The organism is Sphingobacterium sp. HSC-15S19 (assembly GCF_050433745.1).
GTDB lineage: Bacteria > Bacteroidota > Bacteroidia > Sphingobacteriales > Sphingobacteriaceae > Sphingobacterium > Sphingobacterium siyangense.
Genome location: NZ_JBNPWQ010000001.1, coordinates 151,315 through 167,951, shown reverse-complemented (window position 1 = coordinate 167,951; position 16,637 = coordinate 151,315). Strand labels below are relative to the sequence as shown.

The window sequence follows — 16,637 nt, the reverse complement described above, 5'->3', positions numbered from 1 at the left end:
TGTTATGACATGATATGCTGTGAATTGACAAGAACGGCGATACATGATCGAACTACTTCATAGCTTAGCGCTATTTATTGGCTAGCCGCTCCTGTAACTCGCGACGGAAAGTAATCCCGACCGGTAGGGACGTATTATTGATCTGTACCATACCATGCTCATATTTGATCACCTTATTGATCGAAGCAATGTAAGATTTGTGGATACGGATAAACTTTGATGCCGGCACCTGTGTGAGAATTTGCTGGGTGGTGCTTGCGGTCAAAAATGTCTGACTAGGAGTGACAATTTTCACGTAATTGCCAAAGCTCTGGATAAAATCGATCTGCGATAATTTAACGTCAATAATACGACCATCCATGCGTATACTAATTGATTTGGGTTCTTCTTCCTGGGGCGACACAGTCGTGTTATAGGATAAAAAACGTTGAACAGCCTTAAAAAAACGGGGAAATGAAATAGGTTTTAACAGATAATCAACAACGCCGTAATCATAACTCTCCAATGCGTATTCGGAATATGCTGTTGTCAAAATCGTTTTGGGTGGGTTATCCAGCATCTTCAGAAACTCCATCCCATTAATTTCGGGCATTTCAATATCCAGGAAGATTAAATCTACTTTGTTCTCCCGAAGAAAATCCAATGCCTCAAAAGCATTATAACATTGAGCGACCAACTGCAGATCAGTACTTCTTTCAATATAATTTACCAGTACATAATGCGCCGCAGGTTCGTCATCAACCACAATACAGCTATTTTTATTCATTGTTTAAAGATTTATAACCAATGACACCTCATACTCCTCTTTTTTGGAATTTGTCGTTAATGTATACCGATTAGGATACAAAAGTTTTAATCGCGCTATTGTATTTTCCAAACCTATTTTCGCCGAAAAAACATTCCTTTTCTTAACGGGAACAGAATTCCGTACATGCAAATATAAGTTCCCTTTTTCAATCTTGATCGAAATATGTACAAAACAATCTTCAATACTGCAGGTTCCGTGTTTAAAAGCATTTTCTACGAAAGTAATCAATAGCATCGGCGCTATCTGATAATTGATATCTTCTTCTTTTTGATAATCAAATTCAATTTTTGTGCGATAGCCTAACCTTTCACGCTCCAGCTCGATATAACTTGAGATAAAATCGATCTCATCATCCATCGCAACAAATTCCCGATCGCTGCTCTCCATCTGATAACGGAGAAGCTGGGAAACTTTGATGATCAATTCGGAGGTACGTTCCGGGTACTTCAAATTAATACCATAAATGGTATTCAATGTATTGAATAAAAAATGTGGATTGAGCTGTTTTTTTAAATGGGACAATTGCGTCTGATTGGAAAGCAGTTCACGTCGGGTCTTCACACGCTGAAAGCGATAAAATTCAATAAATTGGATACTACCCAATATACAGATCAACGAACCCAATAATACACCAAATTGATAATGGAACGTTTTCTGAACAAGATTCTTATAGAGAAAGCAATTCTTGTAAATTACATTATCTGTTAGCTCTTTCAATATAAGTGAAAAAACCAACAGGGTTGCCACCGACGCCAGAACATACAACAGGGGTTTATTCTTTTTGAGCAGCAAGGGCAATAAAAAAAAGCGATTCAACTGCGCATGCGCATAAAGGATCAAGAAATAGAACACGCCCATCAAAAATCCCTTCCAGCTCAAGATCAAAATCCAATCGTTCAAAGTAAAGAGGATAAACGAAAAGACCAATAGCACGATCTCCTGTATGATCTTGTTCTCCAAAACCTTTCTCATAATCCTTTTTTTGTTAAAAATCTGTTACAAAGTAAAAGTTTTAAGTTTATAACAGCAGAAAAATAAATGACGAATTAAATTGGTCACTTTTAAACGCTATAGATCATTTTAAAGGGACATCACAGTTCATCTCATCGCTATCTTCGTGTCCATAAAATGATAGATAACCTATGCTGAAATTGAATTTAGTGCTGTCATTGGCTGTATCACTTGCGACCTCCTCTTCCTTCGCTCAGAAGCTTACGCTCCGCGATGCTGTAGAACAAGGTATTGCAAATTATGGAAATATCAAGGCAAAGGAATATTATCTCCAGTCCTCCCTGCAGACCAATGAACAAGTCAAACGCGACTTTTGGCCCAATCTGAACATCGTAGCCCAACAGGACTTTGGAACAGTCAACGGACAAAATGGTCCGCTGTATGGATTTGGTGGGCTGGGTATAGCTTCTTCGGGAGCCGCCCTTCCAGAACAAAATTGGAATGCCGCATTTGGTGCGCTTTACTTAGCCAATGTCAATTGGGACATTTACACCTTTGGACGAAAAAAAGAACGTATCGAATTGGCCAAATCCGATACCAAACGACTACAGGCCGATCTCGGTCAGGAACAGTTCCAGCATAAAGTCAAGGTTGCTGCAGCTTACCTCAATTTATTGGCCAGTCAACGATTGGAAAAAAATCAACAGATGAATCTCGATCGTGCACTGGTATTTTTAAATATTGCTGCCACCAAAGTAAAAAATGGAATATTACCCGGAGTGGATTCAACGCTAGCTTCAGCGGAAGTTTCACGCGCTAAAATCAGCCTCAACCAGGCCCGTGAAAATGTTAAGGAGCAAAACAATAAGCTGACGGTATTGATGGGGATTCCAGCGAAAAATCTCGAAATAGATACTGTTCTGGTTCAGAAAACACCCGTCGAGCTAACTCCACTTTCACCCAATCTGATTGAAAGTAATCCTATTCTGCAATTTTATAAAAGTAAAATTGAATTTGGCGAACAACAGTTGAAACTATCAACCAAAGAGTATCTTCCCACTGTAAGCGCCTTTGGGGTCTTTCAGACCAGAGGATCTGGTTTTAAGAGCGACTACATTACGGATTTACAAGCATATAGCACAAATTATTGGCAAGGAGTTCGTCCCAGTAGGCAAAATTATCTCTTGGGATTGGGCATAAACTGGAATCTGACTTCGATTGCGCGTATCAATAAAAAAATCAGTGCACAGCGCTTTACGAATGATGCCCTAAGAGAAGAATACCAAACTGCCGAAGCCCAATTGACAGCACAGCTGGATGCCGCTGATGTGAAAATCCAATTGGCCCTAAAAAGTGATCTAGAAGCTCCCCGACAAGTGTCGGCAGCTCAGCAAGCTTACAATCAAAAAATGACGATGTATAAAAACGGTCTAGCGACGCTTGTCGATGTGACGCAAACCCTTTATACACTAAATAGAGCCGAAACCGATCGTGAGATCGTCCACATCAATCTTTGGCAGTCGCTTTTATTAAAAGCCGCCGCTGCGGGAGATTTTGATATTTTCAACAAAGAACTATAAATAACATTACATGAATTTAATACGTTTTGCCTTACGCAAGCCAATATCTATCCTCGTACTCGTATTGGGACTTATTGTCTTTGGCATAGGTGCCGTTCGATCGATCAAGGTGGATATCCTGCCAAAAATGAACCTTCCGGTTATTTATATTGCCCATCCATTTGGTGGCTATTCGCCGGATCAAATGGAATCTTATTTTGCCAAAAACTACGTCAATATCCTTCTTTTTGCCAATGGGGTCAAGTCTATTGAGACCAAGAATATTCAAGGGCTGACCTTAATGAAAGTATCGTATTACGAAGACACCAACATGGCCCAGGCTGCAGCCGAGCTAAGTGCCCTGGCCAATCGGATCCAGGCCTCCTTTCCTCCAGGCTCACAACCGCCGTTCATCATTCGCTTTGACGCCTCATCCCTCCCTGTAGGCCAACTGGTATTGAGCAGTAACAAGCGTTCTAACAACGAACTACAAGATCTAGCCAACGTCTATGTCCGGGCATCGTTTACGTCAATCCCCGGCCTATTGTCGCCACCTCCTTTTGGGGGAAGTCCACGTACAATTGAGGTCAACGTTGATCCCGATTTAATGCGGAGTCACAATATGACACCCGATCAGGTCGTAGAAGCGCTAAGACTAAACAATCAAACCGCTCCAGCAGGAAACGTACGTATTCAGGACAAAAACTACATTACACCAACGAACAACACCATCAAGGATGTAAAAGATTTTGAAAAAATCCCATTATTTAAAGGTGGGGTACAGAATCTTTACTTAGGCGATATTGCTACCGTAAAAGATGGTGCCGACGTTACCGCAGGCTATGCTTTGGTCAACGGCAAACGTTCCGTGTACGTCAGTATCGCCAAAGCCGGCGATGCCTCAACCTGGGAGGTTGTCCAGAATTTAAAAGCAGCCTTACCAAAAATTCAGGAGAATTTACCCGACGACGTCAAGTTATCTTATGAATTTGATCAATCCGTCTATGTCATCAATTCCGTAAAAAGTTTGATTACTGAAGGTGCAATCGGTGCTATCCTCACCGGACTAATGGTCCTCCTATTTTTAGGTGATCGAAGAGCTGCGCTGATCGTTATCCTAACCATTCCGATATCCGTGATCTCCGGCGTACTCTTTCTGAAACTCTTCGGGCAGACCATCAACCTCATGTCCCTTAGTGGACTAGCCTTGGCTATTGGTATCCTGGTCGACGAAAGTACGGTAACGATAGAAAATATACACCAGCATCTGGATATGGGTAAACCCAAAGCCTTGGCTATCTGGGATGCCTGTAAAGAGATCGCCTTACCCAAATTATTGATCCTGCTCTGTATACTAGCCGTATTTGCGCCGGCATTTACCATGACAGGTATTCCGGGCTCGTTATTTCTTCCCTTGGCCCTGTCCATTGGATTTTCAATGATCATATCCTTCCTCCTTTCGCAGACATTTGTTCCTATCATGGCAAACTGGCTCATGAAAGATCATGCGCATAAAGCGCCACAAGCGACCGAACCAGTGGGTTTAAATACAGATGAAGCTCAATTTGCAGCAACTGGACTGACCATAGAATCCGAGCAAGATACCCTAAATCAGAAGAAACTATTGGTGGAACGGGAAGACTTTAACAACGATGGAAAGATCAGTATTTTTGAACGGTTCAGAAACAGATTCATGAAAATGATCGACCGTTTGTTTAAAAGGAAGAAAACCATTACCGTAGTTTATCTGCTGGGAGCAATAAGTCTTGTTGTCATTTTACTTTCCACAATCGGACAGGATGTATTTCCGAAAGTTAACTCCAGTCAGTTCCAAATGCGCCTCCGTGCGGCTGAAGGTACACGTATCGAACGCACCGAAGAAAAAGCAAAACTAGCGCTGGCCGAACTGGAAAAACTGGTTGGGAAAGAACATATTAGCATATCTTCTGTCTATATCGGTCAACATCCCGGACAGTTTTCAGTATCACCGATCTATCTTTTCATGGCTGGTCCACATGAAGCTGTTTTCCAAATTGCACTGAAAGACTACCATCACGATATGGACAGTTTCCGTGATGAATACCGAAAACGCCTGAAAGCGGCAGTTCCCGATGTACAGGTATCCTTTGAACCGATCGAGCTTACGGATAAAGTATTAAGTCAGGGATCGCCCACTCCTATTGAAGTTCGGATAGCAGGAAAAAACAAAAAGAACAACGAGAAGTACGCTGGTAAATTGATCGAGGAACTAAAAGCCATCCCTTATTTTAGAGATGTACAATTAGCACAATCCATTAAATACCCTTCTTACGATATTAAGATAGACCGCATCAGGGCCGCACAATTGGGTGTAGATCTCAGCGAAGTCACACGATCGCTGATCGCTTCCACCTCTTCTTCGCGTTATACCGAAAAAAACACCTGGATCGATGAAAAAGCAGGACTTTCTTACAACGTCCAAGTTCAGGTTCCCATCGATAAAATGAAAGATGAGAAAGAAATCGGTGAAATCCCTTTATTGAAAAATTCAGCGCGACCAATACTGAGCGACGTTGCAACGATCACACCGTCCTTCACCTATGGCGAAAACGACAATTTAGGTGCAATGCCTTATGTATCAGTTACAGCAAATATTGATCATAATGATTTAAAAACAGCCTCCAAGGATGTACAGCGCAGTATCAAAGCCCTTGGTGAACTTCCTCGCGGCTTGTCGATCGAGCAAATAGGACTTGGAAAAGTATTGTCAGAAACCATGAGCAGCCTCGAATCGGGTTTAGCTGTGGCCATCATCGTCATATTTTTGATGCTATCGGCTAACTTTCAGTCGTTCAAAGTTTCTATGGTTGTGCTCACCACAGTTCCTGCGGTTGTGCTGGGCTCATTGCTTCTGCTGTTGTTAACCGGATCTACCCTCAACTTACAATCTTACATGGGGATTATCATGTCGGTGGGTGTATCCATTGCGAACGCTGTTTTGCTCATCACCAATGCCGAACATATCCGTCGGCATAATGGCGATGCGCTGGCTGCAGCCCGTGAGGCAGCATCCTTACGGCTTCGCCCAATTATCATGACCAGTTTGGCCATGATTGTGGGTATGCTACCTATGGCCATTGGTCATGGTGAAGGTGGCGAACAGGTTTCACCACTCGGTAGAGCCGTAATTGGAGGATTACTATTTTCGACTTTTGCCGTACTCGTCATCTTACCGCTTATATTTGCTTGGGCACAAGAAAAAAGCAGTACACAATCGATCTCATTAGATCCTGAAGACAAAGAAAGTAAACACTATATTGCGGCATTAAAACCTTTATCGTAAAAGCAGTATAATCTATAAAACATGAAAAATAATTTGTTCAAAATATTAGCTATCGCCGGTCTGATCGCATCCTTAACAGGATGCCATTCGGCTGCCGAGGAAAATGCAAAAAAAGAAAGTCCGGAAGCTGCAGCTCCGGCAATGGAGACATTTGTACCCACCAAACAGAAATTAACAAATAAAATGCAGATCCCTGGAGAAATCACGGGATTCCAGCAGGTCGAGATTTACGCTAAGGTCAGCAGTTACGTCAAAAGTCTTAACGTGGACATCGGAAGTAAGGTGCATGCCGGTCAGCTATTGGCTGTATTGGAGGCTCCCGAATTGAGTTCGCAGCTTTCAGCAGCCAAATCGCGGCTCAAATCGCAAGAAGCGGTCTATATGGCTACAAAAAGCACTTACGACAGACTCTTTGAAACCAGCAAAGTAGAGGGAACGGTGGCTAGACTGGATCTTGAGGTTGCTGAGTCAAAAAAGAATGCTGATTTTGCGCAGTACCAAGCCGCTAAATCGGCCTACGCAGAGGTACAAAACCTGTTGAACTATTTGGAAATCAGAGCACCCTTCGACGGTGTAATCGCAACAAGAAATGTCAATCAGGGCGCCTATGTTGGTCCTGCTGGCCGTGGCTCGGAAATGCCCATCATGACCATTCAACAACAACGCAAACTGAGGTTAGCCGTTGCTGTTCCGGAACAATATTCGGGTTTCCTCACCGAAAACCAGCCCTTACAATTTACTGTCAAATCATTGCCAGGGCAAACCTTCTCGGGTAAGATCGCTCGTAAATCGGGTGCCCTGGACAGCCGATTAAGATCCGAGCGGGTAGAAATTGACATTAACAATACCGACAACAAGCTATTGCCGGGTATGGTTGCAGAGGTCGAATTGCCTTTAACATCTCAAGACAGTACTTTTGTTGTACCGAAATCGGCGGTATTTACTTCAGGCGAAGGAAGTTTTGTGATTGCTGTTGTTTCGAACAAAACACAACGTATTCCTGTACAGAAAGGACGCAGCATTGATGGTCAGATCGAAATATTTGGTGACTTAAAACAAGACACTAAATTGGTCAGCAAAGCGGATGAAGAGATTATAGACGGAACGTCAGTCAAATAGGACTTTCTACTAATTCCTAAACAAAAGAAAGACCAACCCCATTACAACCGGGTTCGGTCTTTCTAATTTATTCGGTCTTTCTAATTTAAATGCCCATAAATTTAAAGGGTTGGGCAGCCTTAAACAGGTTATTTGAAATCCCATTTATTGCCATCCCTTGCTTCATGTCCAACTTCATCGTCGGAGCCCCTTTCTTTAAATCAAATTTAGCCAGATCTACCCACAGTGTTCCCGGAACCAATACATTCTCAAAATAATAGATTTTATTCTTCTGATCAGCCACGGATCTCCATCGTGTAGACGAAATATTAGGTTCAGATTCCGAGCTTATTCCAAAGGGAACCGAGCAGTTGCGGATCACACTGAAAACACTGGCAACAGAAAGCCGCACATCGTCTGTTTGCGGGATCGCATTAATGTAATAGGAAGCCCTCACAAAACGATCAGCAGCACGGTTTGTTCCCGGCAACATGATAGTTCCCGGAATTCCCTGCCAATACCTGTTTAGCGCCAGTTGATCTTCAAAGACGGGCGAGTTTGTCATAACTGTATAGGCCGCATCGTGATGAATCACCAGTTTACCGTTGATGTATTCAAATATAGCATTATCGCCTGTGGCATCTGACAGCGATAAATGTATGGTCGTAAATTTGGTAGTTCCCGGGATATAATCACTTACAATTACAAATGGCTCATCCTTTAAGGCAGATACGGCTTCATTGACTGTCGCAAAATTATCCAAAACATATTGGGCCCAAGCCGAGATTGCAAGCCCTTTTTTTGGTCCCGCTGGATCAAATTTAGGATAAGTAGATTCGACAAGCCAGAGTACATTGGCCACCAATCCCTTTTCATTTAAACCATCGACTGTAGCAATGTCCCAAGCACTGGAAACTACACTCCCATATTGGGAAGTCCATTTCAAAGACTGAGGTCCTACCTCTCCACTGCGCGCTATTCCACGCGGAAACACCCATAGATTGGCCGCGATATCATCTCTCCAGTCCATACTCCTTGCCGTGATAACAGTCTGATTAGGTCCCTTATAAACAACGCGTGTACAGGATCGGCCTTCTTTAACGGCAAAAAGGAATACGATCAACATAAATTGTGCAAGATACTTCATATGTATAGATTTTTTTGCGTGATATGACTTTGTCTTGATAGCGTGCAAAAGCACTCCAATTCCATAAACAATAATTTGAGCTTATTGTTTGTCTAAGCTGTAACCGGCATGATTTAATCCGGCACAGCTTAGACGAGCATAATCTATAGCCATAATATATGGCTCTAGGTACTATTCTGCCGCTTTCGGGTCAATTGCGGCAGCAACTGCAGTTAATGCCAAGGCACCTCCAACAAGCATTGCCCCCTGCCCCTTTTTTTCCTTAACAGCCAGCACGTCTCCGCGCTTATTATACAGTTCAATAATATCATTAAGGGCTACTGAACCGGTCTGCCAAAGCTGGGCAGCATAAAATTTTTGCTCCGTAGTTTTAACAATGGCTTTACCATCTTCTAAAATCGAATAACTTAAATAACTACGTAAACTGTAAGGTGAATCGGCGACTTCAAATCGAGCAAGTTTTACCGCAAAACTCTCGCCACTCATATCATACATATACACTTTTTCTTTTTGGGATGATCGTACAATGGATTTAACATCGTTTTTAAAATCAAAATAATGCCCATCCACATAGGCATGTGGTGGGATAAGTACCACATCTTTAGGCAAACTTACCGATCCTGTAATATAACCGTTCACCCAAGCATCATTGAATATAGTGGATTTACTAGTGCCTATATCGGAAACCGAAGCATTCATCTTTCCATTAAAAGCAGCTTGTTCAGCAGAATAACCTTGCGTTTTACCATTAATAACCATGGCCGAACTTTTAAGATCCCATAAGATCGGTTTATCGATTTTATTTTCTATTCGAAGGTAAATTCGACCATCTCTGTCGGCAAAGGAATAATCAATTTGTACTGTATCATTATTAAATGAAAACGTTCCCTTGTCTTCATCTTTTTTTACATTCTCCCCATTGAATGTCATGAGATAGTTGGAAGAACAGGCTGAAAGAAAAACAGCACAATACGTTAGCGTGAGAACTTTGAATACTTTTCGCATAATATCAGGATATCTTAGTGTAATTGCAACGGCACGAGTGCTGTTGTACAACAATATAAAAAACTATTATTAAAAAAACAGCGAAACGACCTAAAATAATTTCCTAATTAGGGTATTAATCGCAAAATATCACTGTTTCTATAAAATAGTACATGATCGTCATAAAGCAGTAAATGGCCCTCTTTTATCGCCCGATACAGCTTTGAAATTGCTTTACATCAGTTTCCATAATAACAGGGATATTACAGGGGGTTAACAGGGGTATAACAGGGGGTTAGCAGGGGTAAATACCCTGTTAACCCCCTATTAATACCTTGTAAAAAGACTACGATATCCTTTTTAATGGAGAATAGGGTATTCGACTGATAGTAACCATAAACAAATCAAGGAATGCCATCAACTGTTGGTCTGATTAGCGTAACAAAAACGGTTAAACGAATAGAAGTTTTTTTAACCGGAAAGCAAAAGCTATATTTACAGTCAACTAAACCAAATCCAATGAAAGAGAAATTTATCGACAGAAAAGATCAACAAGCCAATAAGATATTTGAAAGAAGGACATTATCCTTCGATTATAGAACGATTATCCCCCTACTATCTCCTGGCATGGAAATCTTGGACGTGGGCTGCGGTACCGGAACGCTCACGAATGAGGTAGCAACTTATATTGGCGACGGAACTATAACCGGGCTCGATAATACACCGTCTTTTATCGACAGTGGCAATGAGCACTATGGTAGCACCCAAAATCTGAACCTTGTCTGCAGCAATATTTTTGATTATCAGCCTCCACATCCGTTCGACCTGATTATAACGGCGCGCACCATGCAATGGTTAAGTGATATTCCCAGGGCATTGGGCTTATTTAAATCCTGGTTAAAGCCCGGAGGACAAATTTCTATTTTAGACTACAATCACACCGCCATTGAATGGAACCCCGCCCCTCCGGAAAGCATGCTCACATTTTACCATACTTTCATGAAGTGGAGAGCAGATGCAGGTATGAACAATCGTGTTGCTGATGAGGTCGCGGCACTGCTCCAGGAAGCAGGTTTCCATTCGGTTCAGGTTATCAATGCCGATCAGACCTACAAAAAAGGAGAAGCTAACTTTGATACCAATCTGGCCATCTGGAACAAAGTCGCCCAATCGCGACAAATGGTTACGGAAGGGTATATCTCCGACGAACTTCGCTTACAGGCTATCGCCGAATACAGCCAATGGATCGAAACAGAAGCGACAAGCATGACACTTAAAATGAACGATGTACAGGCTAAAGTATAATCTCCTTTTATCCGTTTTCCTCCTACTGACACTTCCCGGGCTGGCCGTAAAAGCACAGCTCAGGGATACCATGGTCAATGTAGGCAACCATAGCCTTCATTTTACTTTAATGGAAGAAAAAGGTATCCCCATTGTCTTTGAATCTGGGGCTGGAAATGATGCTTCCGTTTGGAGAAAGTTATTGGAACCGCTATCGAGCAAATTAGGCGCACCTTTAATTACCTATGACAGGGCTGGCTTTGGGAAAAGTGAAATAGACACCGTTAACATTAGCTTGACAAATGAAGTAAAGGATCTTAAAACTGCCTTGCAGCAATTGGGCTATCGTGATCGGTACTTTTTTGTTGCCCATTCCTTCGGTGGTAACTATACGATGAAATTTGTAACGAACAATCCCGGTCAGGTTGTTGGCACAGTAATGATCGATATTGTCTCCCCTTATCTCATGACCATGGAGCGATCCAAATCATTGAAGAGCGAATATGCCAGTGAACTTGATAACATCAAAAAAGAAAGCTTAGGGTTCTATCATCTCGTTTTAAACTACGAAGCGTCAACGGCTGTTCTACATGAGGTTGCAGGAAAATCGCCTTTTGAAGAACCCGATCGCAGTTTATTTATTGCTGCCCTTAAAAAATTTGCAGATCAAAAAAACAATAGACGTTATCTTTTGGCTCAAAATGCGGAGCATCATGTCTTTTATGACGAACCGGATCTGGTCATGGATGAAATCGTCAAATTATATCAAAAAACCGCATTCGAGTAATCAAAAAGTCTATCCGTACAACCGATTTTATTTGTAGCTTAGCAAGGCTGTACAACACACAACAACTTATCTTATGGATCATCAGGCCCAAAATGTCATCGATACACCGAGCAACAATACGGTGTTTATGGTATGGAATTTCCACGAAAATGTGGTCATTAAGGATGTCTTCCAACGCTTATGCGCATTGGTTGTCAATCTCAATAATTCGGCACAGGTACGTTCAAATCTTGTAAAAGCCAGCGTGGTATTGGGCATAAGCCACCATGCCTGGAAAAAGCTGGAACTCAACGAACCTATGCCAAAGGAATTGGTTCCTTTCGAACGTATCATTGGTCAAAAACATGTGGCTGTGGCTACACCCGGAGATTTACATTTCCATATTCGTGCTTATGAGAAAAGCTATTGCATTGACATGGCCACCGAAATTGCAGCCTTATTAAGTCCCGTTGCCGATTGCAAAGAGGAAGTTCATGGGTTCAGATATTGGGACGGCCGAAGTATCTTGGGCTTTGTCGATGGAACGGAAAATCCCCTTGGTGAGGATCGTGCTTTCTTTGGTATCGTTGGTGATGAGGATGCAGCCTATACGGGTGGAAGCTATTTATTTGTACAAAAATATATTCACGACATGAACGCCTGGCGTTCTTTACCCGTCGCTGAACAGGAGAAGGTCATCGGCAGAAGCAAAGCAAACGATATTGAGATGGGCGACGATGAAAAACCGGCCAATTCACATTCGGCCCTAGCCAATGTCGGTGACGATTTGAAAATTGTTCGCGACAATATGCCTTTTGGGCAAATCGCAACAAATGAAATGGGAACCTACTTTATCGCTTACGCCAGCACATTCAGTACCGTACAATTGATGCTAAAAAGAATGTTTATTGGTGAACCCGAAGGGAATTACGATAGAATACTGGACTTTAGTACGGCGCATACCGGCTCCCTGTTCTTCTGTCCAACAATTAATATGCTGAAAGAATTTGCAGGTTAAAACCTGTTTATCCGCGAAGCAGATCATTTCCAACAGGATATCCCAACGTAGAGCACTGGGTCATGGAATATGGTCCCAATGGAATATGGTCCCACAAATTTATTTTTAAAACTACACAACAAAAAAAATGGAAATCACTATTATTCAGCTAGGTGACGAAAACATTGCTGAAGTTAAAGGTTCAGGCGTCTTTATCCATAATCTCGATGATGGTCTACAGATTATGGTCGACTGTGGCGCGCAAGAAGCATACAAAGCAATTCTTTATCAAGAGAACATCACAGACGATTTCTTCGAACTTAAAACAAAACTTGCCGGTGAAATTCTTCAAAAATATACGCAGTATGGCTTTGACATTGCCATCGTTGGCGATTTCTCCAGATACAACAGTAAAAGTCTAAACGATTTTATCTACGAAAGCAATAAATCAAAAAGAATCAATTTTGTAGGTACGCGAGAAGAAGCGATAGCCAGATTTTCAAAACGTTAAGTCATGCATATTGAATCAGAAAGATTAGCGATTCGCCCCATTATGGCGGAGGATAGTCAGGCCGTATTCGGTTACCGTTCGGATAAAGAAACCAATAAATACCAGGGCTGGATTCCAGACTCTTTGGCAGAAGTCGATGCATTTATTGCTAAAAATCCGGGCACATTCAATCTTCCAGAGTCCTGGTTTCAGCTCGTTATGACCGACAAAATAGCAAACGCAGTAATCGGCGATATTGGCGTTCATTTTTTTGGTACTGAACACCTGCAGGTGGAATTGGGCTGTACCATAAAAAAAGAATTCCAGCAACAGGGTTATGCCAAAGAAGGACTGAAAACAGTTATAGAGGCCCTGTTCCGTCAGTATCATAAACATCGGATCATGGCCTCGGTAGCTCCGGAAAACAAGGCATCCATGCAGCTTTTCACAAGTTTGGGATTCCGAAAGGAAGCTCATTTTGTAAAAAGCTATTTCCATAACGGTCAATGGGAAGATGACGTGGTCTTTGCAATCCTTGCCGAAGAATGGGATTCAACACAATAAGTCGTCTCTTCGCGACTTATTGTGTCGTACGATTGATCCAATCGGCATAAGACAGCACGCCCAGTTCGGGCCTGCCCTCCCCTTCCAAAACTGCGATAAACTCCAATTGGTTGCCATCCGGATCATTAAAGTAAATGGCCAATGCCGGCATCCATGCAAAGACCATCGGTGCTTCGATCCCATCCTTTAAAAAATTATAAGGTGTCAGGTCACGTGTTTTCAGATAGTCCACGGCATAGTTCAAGATATCCTCTTTATCCGCTCTAAAAGCAAAATGTCTCGGTTGAAAGTTTGTTTCTTCCTGCCACAGGCCCAACATATAGTCTTTGCCGGTTCCAATCCATAAAAAAACAATAGGACGTGTCGGATCGCGATGTGCCACACGCAATCCCAATACCTCCGTATAAAATGCGACAGATTTGGCTAAATCACGCACCTGAATATGCGTTTCGTATAAACCTTGTATCATAAGTTATTTCATTTTAAAATTATTTCAATCCATTGATAGCGCGCTCGTGATGTAAATGCAAGATCGGATAGGATTTGCCCATACCATCTACAGCTGAGCGTCCGATAAGCTGATATCCTTTTTTCAGATAAAAATCAACAGCCTGCTGATTTTGCTCATTGACATCAACTTTATACACCTGGAGCTTATCCAGCACATACTGTAGTGCCACAGTCCCAATACCTTTTCCCCTGTAGGCTGAATCCACAAATAACATTTCTAGATTATCATCGGAGACAGCGAAAAAAGCAGTAGGCTGTCCCTCATCATCGATGACATATACCTTTAATTGTAGTAAATACTCGGTTGGGATCAGTCTCTTATATAACTGAAGATCCTCCTCTTTCAAAAAATCATGTGTTGCCCGAACCGAATTTTCCCAAATGCGCAGGATTGCCGCATAGTCGGCTCCACTTGCCGCTCTTATTTCCATAACGATTATCTCCCTCTAAAAATTCTTATTTACACCGTATCGCTACGGAATAGCATTCTTATAAAAGCTTCCCTTCCGCTTTACAGAAAGGCAATGTAAGTTAAATTGGAGAACTAAAATCATGAAAAAGTTAAATAAGACAGAAAGATGATGATTTAGGTTCCGATAATTTGATTTCAGAGAAAACAACCTTATCTTGTAAATAAACACATTAGCCATGTACAATACACTTCTATTCAAAAAATATCTTCCGGAAGATTTTGACGCTTTCCACGACTTGGTTAAAGCGGATGATGTCATGAAATACATTACCGGCAAAGGATTGTCCGAAGAGCAGGCCCGGAAAAAGTTCGATTCGATTCTAGAAATCAACCAGGATCCTGATTTAGGCTATTTTAAAGCAATCGAAGCGGATACGCTAAAGCTTTTAGGCGACTGTAAGCTTGTTAACTACAAAAAAGATCCAAGTGTATTCGAAATTGGTTATTTGCTCCGCAAAGAACATTGGGGAAAGGGGCTGGGAACACAGATTTGCGAGTCGATGCTAGCCCTTGCCACAACATTAAATCCAGGTAAAGATGTGATTGGTATCATTGATCCCGATAACACCGCATCGAGACGACTACTGAATAAATTCGGATTCAAAAGTTTCTTCGTGGGGATAGAAGACGATATTGCCACAGAAAAGCTGATGCTCAAACGGACAGCATCCGAATAAACAAAGCCCATTCGAATATTTAAAACAATAGGAACTGTATATGCCCAAGCCGAACAAAAAGTCAATGAAGTTTAAGGTAAAAACAACTTATAATACACACGAAAGTCTTCAAGATACCTTATCATTCTTTGGCGTAAATTGCCACCGCCCCTATTATATTTCTTCTGGAAATCCGATTTTTGAATACCCAAGCAATGCTTTTCGTATTGATTATTATGCCATCTGTATCTGCACGGCAGGCGATATAAATATTCAGGTAGACAATCAGGAATACCATATCTCGACAAACCATATCCTCATATCCGCCCCAACAACAATTATCCGGTTTTCGCAGGTCAGCGCCGACTTTAGAATGAAGCTACTCTTTTTTGACAAAGCATTCCTGCTTAAACATATTGTCAATCCATTCTTTATCGAACAACTGGGGCTTTTTAAAAATTCGACCTTTACCATTGTCAGCTCCCAAGATAAACAAATTGACAAGCTGTTAAAATTAATGGACTACTTCAAAGAAGTTACCTTAAGAACAACACATTTTACAGCAGATATCATCCGCACGATCATCTTTAATCTCCTGTTAGAGATCGCCGACGAATTGGTCTCTAAAGACCATAATACAACGGAAAGTGTACAAGAGACCAACAACCTGTTCTATAAGTTTACAGACCTGGTTCAGCGACATAGCAATCAATACAAAGAAGTACAATATTACGCCGACCAGTTATTTATTTCAAACAAATACCTCATTCAGATTGTTAAAAGAGCATCAGGTAAAACACCACATGAAATTATTGATGAGCGTGTGCTTAAAGAAGCCTATGTGCTGCTCGGGAATCCCGAAAAGACTATCTCAGAAATTTCTTATGAAATCGGATTTAATTCCATCTCAGCATTTGGTCGTTTTTTCAAAAAATACGCCACCTTATCGCCATCAGAGTACCGAAAGCGACAAAATATGTAGAAAGAGGAAATTCGGTAGAACAATAGCGAATTTGAGGGCACAAATGA

General features: G+C 41.7%; 16 protein-coding genes. 10 read left to right on the top strand and 6 right to left on the bottom strand.

From position 1 onward, the window contains the following. Nucleotides 1–70: 70 nt before the first annotated feature. Both L1283_RS00750 and L1283_RS00745 read right to left on the bottom strand, forming a co-directional pair. Nucleotides 71–766: a LytR/AlgR family response regulator transcription factor gene (locus L1283_RS00750; protein WP_286735376.1), complete on the bottom strand. Its 696-nt coding sequence runs from the start codon at nucleotides 764–766 to the stop codon at nucleotides 71–73. A gap of 3 nt (nucleotides 767–769) precedes the next feature. Beyond that, nucleotides 770–1,780: a sensor histidine kinase gene (locus tag L1283_RS00745; protein ID WP_145329580.1), complete on the bottom strand. Its 1,011-nt coding sequence runs from the start codon at nucleotides 1,778–1,780 to the stop codon at nucleotides 770–772. 170 nt (nucleotides 1,781–1,950) lie between these two features. Between L1283_RS00745 and L1283_RS00740 the strand changes: the two genes are divergently transcribed. The 3 genes from L1283_RS00740 to L1283_RS00730 are packed head-to-tail and all read left to right on the top strand — an operon-like array spanning nucleotide 1,951 to nucleotide 7,759. Next, nucleotides 1,951–3,339, top strand: a complete 1,389-nt coding sequence (locus L1283_RS00740) for a TolC family protein (protein ID WP_429625630.1) — start codon at nucleotides 1,951–1,953, stop codon at nucleotides 3,337–3,339. Nucleotides 3,340–3,349: 10 nt separating this feature from the next. Further along, a complete protein-coding gene (locus tag L1283_RS00735) occupies nucleotides 3,350–6,640 on the top strand; it encodes an efflux RND transporter permease subunit (RefSeq protein ID WP_145329585.1) in 3,291 nt (1,096 codons plus the stop codon). Between the two features lie 21 nt (nucleotides 6,641–6,661). Continuing rightward, nucleotides 6,662–7,759, top strand: coding sequence for an efflux RND transporter periplasmic adaptor subunit (locus L1283_RS00730; protein ID WP_115050029.1), 1,098 nt, complete (start codon nucleotides 6,662–6,664; stop codon nucleotides 7,757–7,759). 85 nt (nucleotides 7,760–7,844) lie between these two features. On the opposite strand, the gene L1283_RS00725 is transcribed toward L1283_RS00730, so the two are convergent. Both L1283_RS00725 and L1283_RS00720 read right to left on the bottom strand, forming a co-directional pair. Next, a complete protein-coding gene (locus L1283_RS00725) occupies nucleotides 7,845–8,885 on the bottom strand; it encodes a linear amide C-N hydrolase (RefSeq protein WP_429625629.1) in 1,041 nt (346 codons plus the stop codon). A 171-nt stretch (nucleotides 8,886–9,056) separates the two neighbouring features. After that, complete coding sequence (locus tag L1283_RS00720) at nucleotides 9,057–9,890, bottom strand: hypothetical protein (protein ID WP_157698557.1); 834 nt, start codon at nucleotides 9,888–9,890, stop codon at nucleotides 9,057–9,059. Nucleotides 9,891–10,388: 498 nt separating this feature from the next. Here L1283_RS00720 and L1283_RS00715 point away from each other — a divergent pair, with 498 nt between their 5' ends. From L1283_RS00715 to L1283_RS00695, 5 genes are all read left to right on the top strand, one after another. Then, a complete protein-coding gene (locus L1283_RS00715) occupies nucleotides 10,389–11,174 on the top strand; it encodes a class I SAM-dependent methyltransferase (RefSeq protein ID WP_088163725.1) in 786 nt (261 codons plus the stop codon). After that, complete coding sequence (locus L1283_RS00710) at nucleotides 11,155–11,940, top strand: alpha/beta fold hydrolase (protein WP_429625628.1); 786 nt, start codon at nucleotides 11,155–11,157, stop codon at nucleotides 11,938–11,940. Before L1283_RS00715 ends, L1283_RS00710 begins: the two co-directional genes overlap by 20 nt. 73 nt (nucleotides 11,941–12,013) lie before the next feature. Then, nucleotides 12,014–12,937 carry a Dyp-type peroxidase gene (locus tag L1283_RS00705; RefSeq protein WP_429625627.1) on the top strand — a complete coding sequence of 308 codons (924 nt, stop codon included), beginning with the start codon at nucleotides 12,014–12,016 and terminating at the stop codon, nucleotides 12,935–12,937. A 127-nt stretch (nucleotides 12,938–13,064) separates the two neighbouring features. Then, nucleotides 13,065–13,427 carry a DUF4180 domain-containing protein gene (locus L1283_RS00700; RefSeq protein WP_429625626.1) on the top strand — a complete coding sequence of 121 codons (363 nt, stop codon included), beginning with the start codon at nucleotides 13,065–13,067 and terminating at the stop codon, nucleotides 13,425–13,427. Between the two features lie 3 nt (nucleotides 13,428–13,430). Then, complete coding sequence (locus tag L1283_RS00695; protein ID WP_088162583.1) at nucleotides 13,431–13,970, top strand: GNAT family N-acetyltransferase; 540 nt, start codon at nucleotides 13,431–13,433, stop codon at nucleotides 13,968–13,970. A 16-nt stretch (nucleotides 13,971–13,986) separates the two neighbouring features. Here the strand turns inward: L1283_RS00695 and L1283_RS00690 are convergent, their stop codons facing one another. Both L1283_RS00690 and L1283_RS00685 read right to left on the bottom strand, forming a co-directional pair. After that, a complete protein-coding gene (locus L1283_RS00690; protein ID WP_075993850.1) occupies nucleotides 13,987–14,439 on the bottom strand; it encodes a VOC family protein in 453 nt (150 codons plus the stop codon). A 19-nt stretch (nucleotides 14,440–14,458) separates the two neighbouring features. Next, nucleotides 14,459–14,911 carry a GNAT family N-acetyltransferase gene (locus L1283_RS00685; RefSeq protein ID WP_198385974.1) on the bottom strand — a complete coding sequence of 151 codons (453 nt, stop codon included), beginning with the start codon at nucleotides 14,909–14,911 and terminating at the stop codon, nucleotides 14,459–14,461. Nucleotides 14,912–15,128: 217 nt separating this feature from the next. On the opposite strand from L1283_RS00685, the gene L1283_RS00680 reads away from it, so the two are divergent. Both L1283_RS00680 and L1283_RS00675 read left to right on the top strand, forming a co-directional pair. After that, nucleotides 15,129–15,629, top strand: a complete 501-nt coding sequence (locus L1283_RS00680; protein ID WP_088162585.1) for a GNAT family N-acetyltransferase — start codon at nucleotides 15,129–15,131, stop codon at nucleotides 15,627–15,629. Nucleotides 15,630–15,693: 64 nt separating this feature from the next. Further along, nucleotides 15,694–16,590, top strand: coding sequence for a helix-turn-helix domain-containing protein (locus tag L1283_RS00675; RefSeq protein WP_159333224.1), 897 nt, complete (start codon nucleotides 15,694–15,696; stop codon nucleotides 16,588–16,590). Nucleotides 16,591–16,637: the final 47 nt, after the last annotated feature.

Coding starts and splice junctions, on each gene's coding strand:
- L1283_RS00680 (WP_088162585.1), top strand. CDS start 15,129: ATGTACAATACACTTCTATTCAAAAAATATCTTCCGGAAGATTTTGAC.
- L1283_RS00730 (WP_115050029.1), top strand. CDS start 6,662: ATGAAAAATAATTTGTTCAAAATATTAGCTATCGCCGGTCTGATCGCA.
- L1283_RS00720 (WP_157698557.1), bottom strand. CDS start 9,890: ATGCGAAAAGTATTCAAAGTTCTCACGCTAACGTATTGTGCTGTTTTT.
- L1283_RS00750 (WP_286735376.1), bottom strand. CDS start 766: ATGAATAAAAATAGCTGTATTGTGGTTGATGACGAACCTGCGGCGCAT.
- L1283_RS00725 (WP_429625629.1), bottom strand. CDS start 8,885: ATGAAGTATCTTGCACAATTTATGTTGATCGTATTCCTTTTTGCCGTT.
- L1283_RS00740 (WP_429625630.1), top strand. CDS start 1,951: ATGCTGAAATTGAATTTAGTGCTGTCATTGGCTGTATCACTTGCGACC.
- L1283_RS00705 (WP_429625627.1), top strand. CDS start 12,014: ATGGATCATCAGGCCCAAAATGTCATCGATACACCGAGCAACAATACG.
- L1283_RS00735 (WP_145329585.1), top strand. CDS start 3,350: ATGAATTTAATACGTTTTGCCTTACGCAAGCCAATATCTATCCTCGTA.
- L1283_RS00700 (WP_429625626.1), top strand. CDS start 13,065: ATGGAAATCACTATTATTCAGCTAGGTGACGAAAACATTGCTGAAGTT.
- L1283_RS00675 (WP_159333224.1), top strand. CDS start 15,694: ATGAAGTTTAAGGTAAAAACAACTTATAATACACACGAAAGTCTTCAA.
- L1283_RS00695 (WP_088162583.1), top strand. CDS start 13,431: ATGCATATTGAATCAGAAAGATTAGCGATTCGCCCCATTATGGCGGAG.
- L1283_RS00710 (WP_429625628.1), top strand. CDS start 11,155: ATGTACAGGCTAAAGTATAATCTCCTTTTATCCGTTTTCCTCCTACTG.
- L1283_RS00690 (WP_075993850.1), bottom strand. CDS start 14,439: ATGATACAAGGTTTATACGAAACGCATATTCAGGTGCGTGATTTAGCC.
- L1283_RS00685 (WP_198385974.1), bottom strand. CDS start 14,911: ATGGAAATAAGAGCGGCAAGTGGAGCCGACTATGCGGCAATCCTGCGC.
- L1283_RS00745 (WP_145329580.1), bottom strand. CDS start 1,780: ATGAGAAAGGTTTTGGAGAACAAGATCATACAGGAGATCGTGCTATTG.
- L1283_RS00715 (WP_088163725.1), top strand. CDS start 10,389: ATGAAAGAGAAATTTATCGACAGAAAAGATCAACAAGCCAATAAGATA.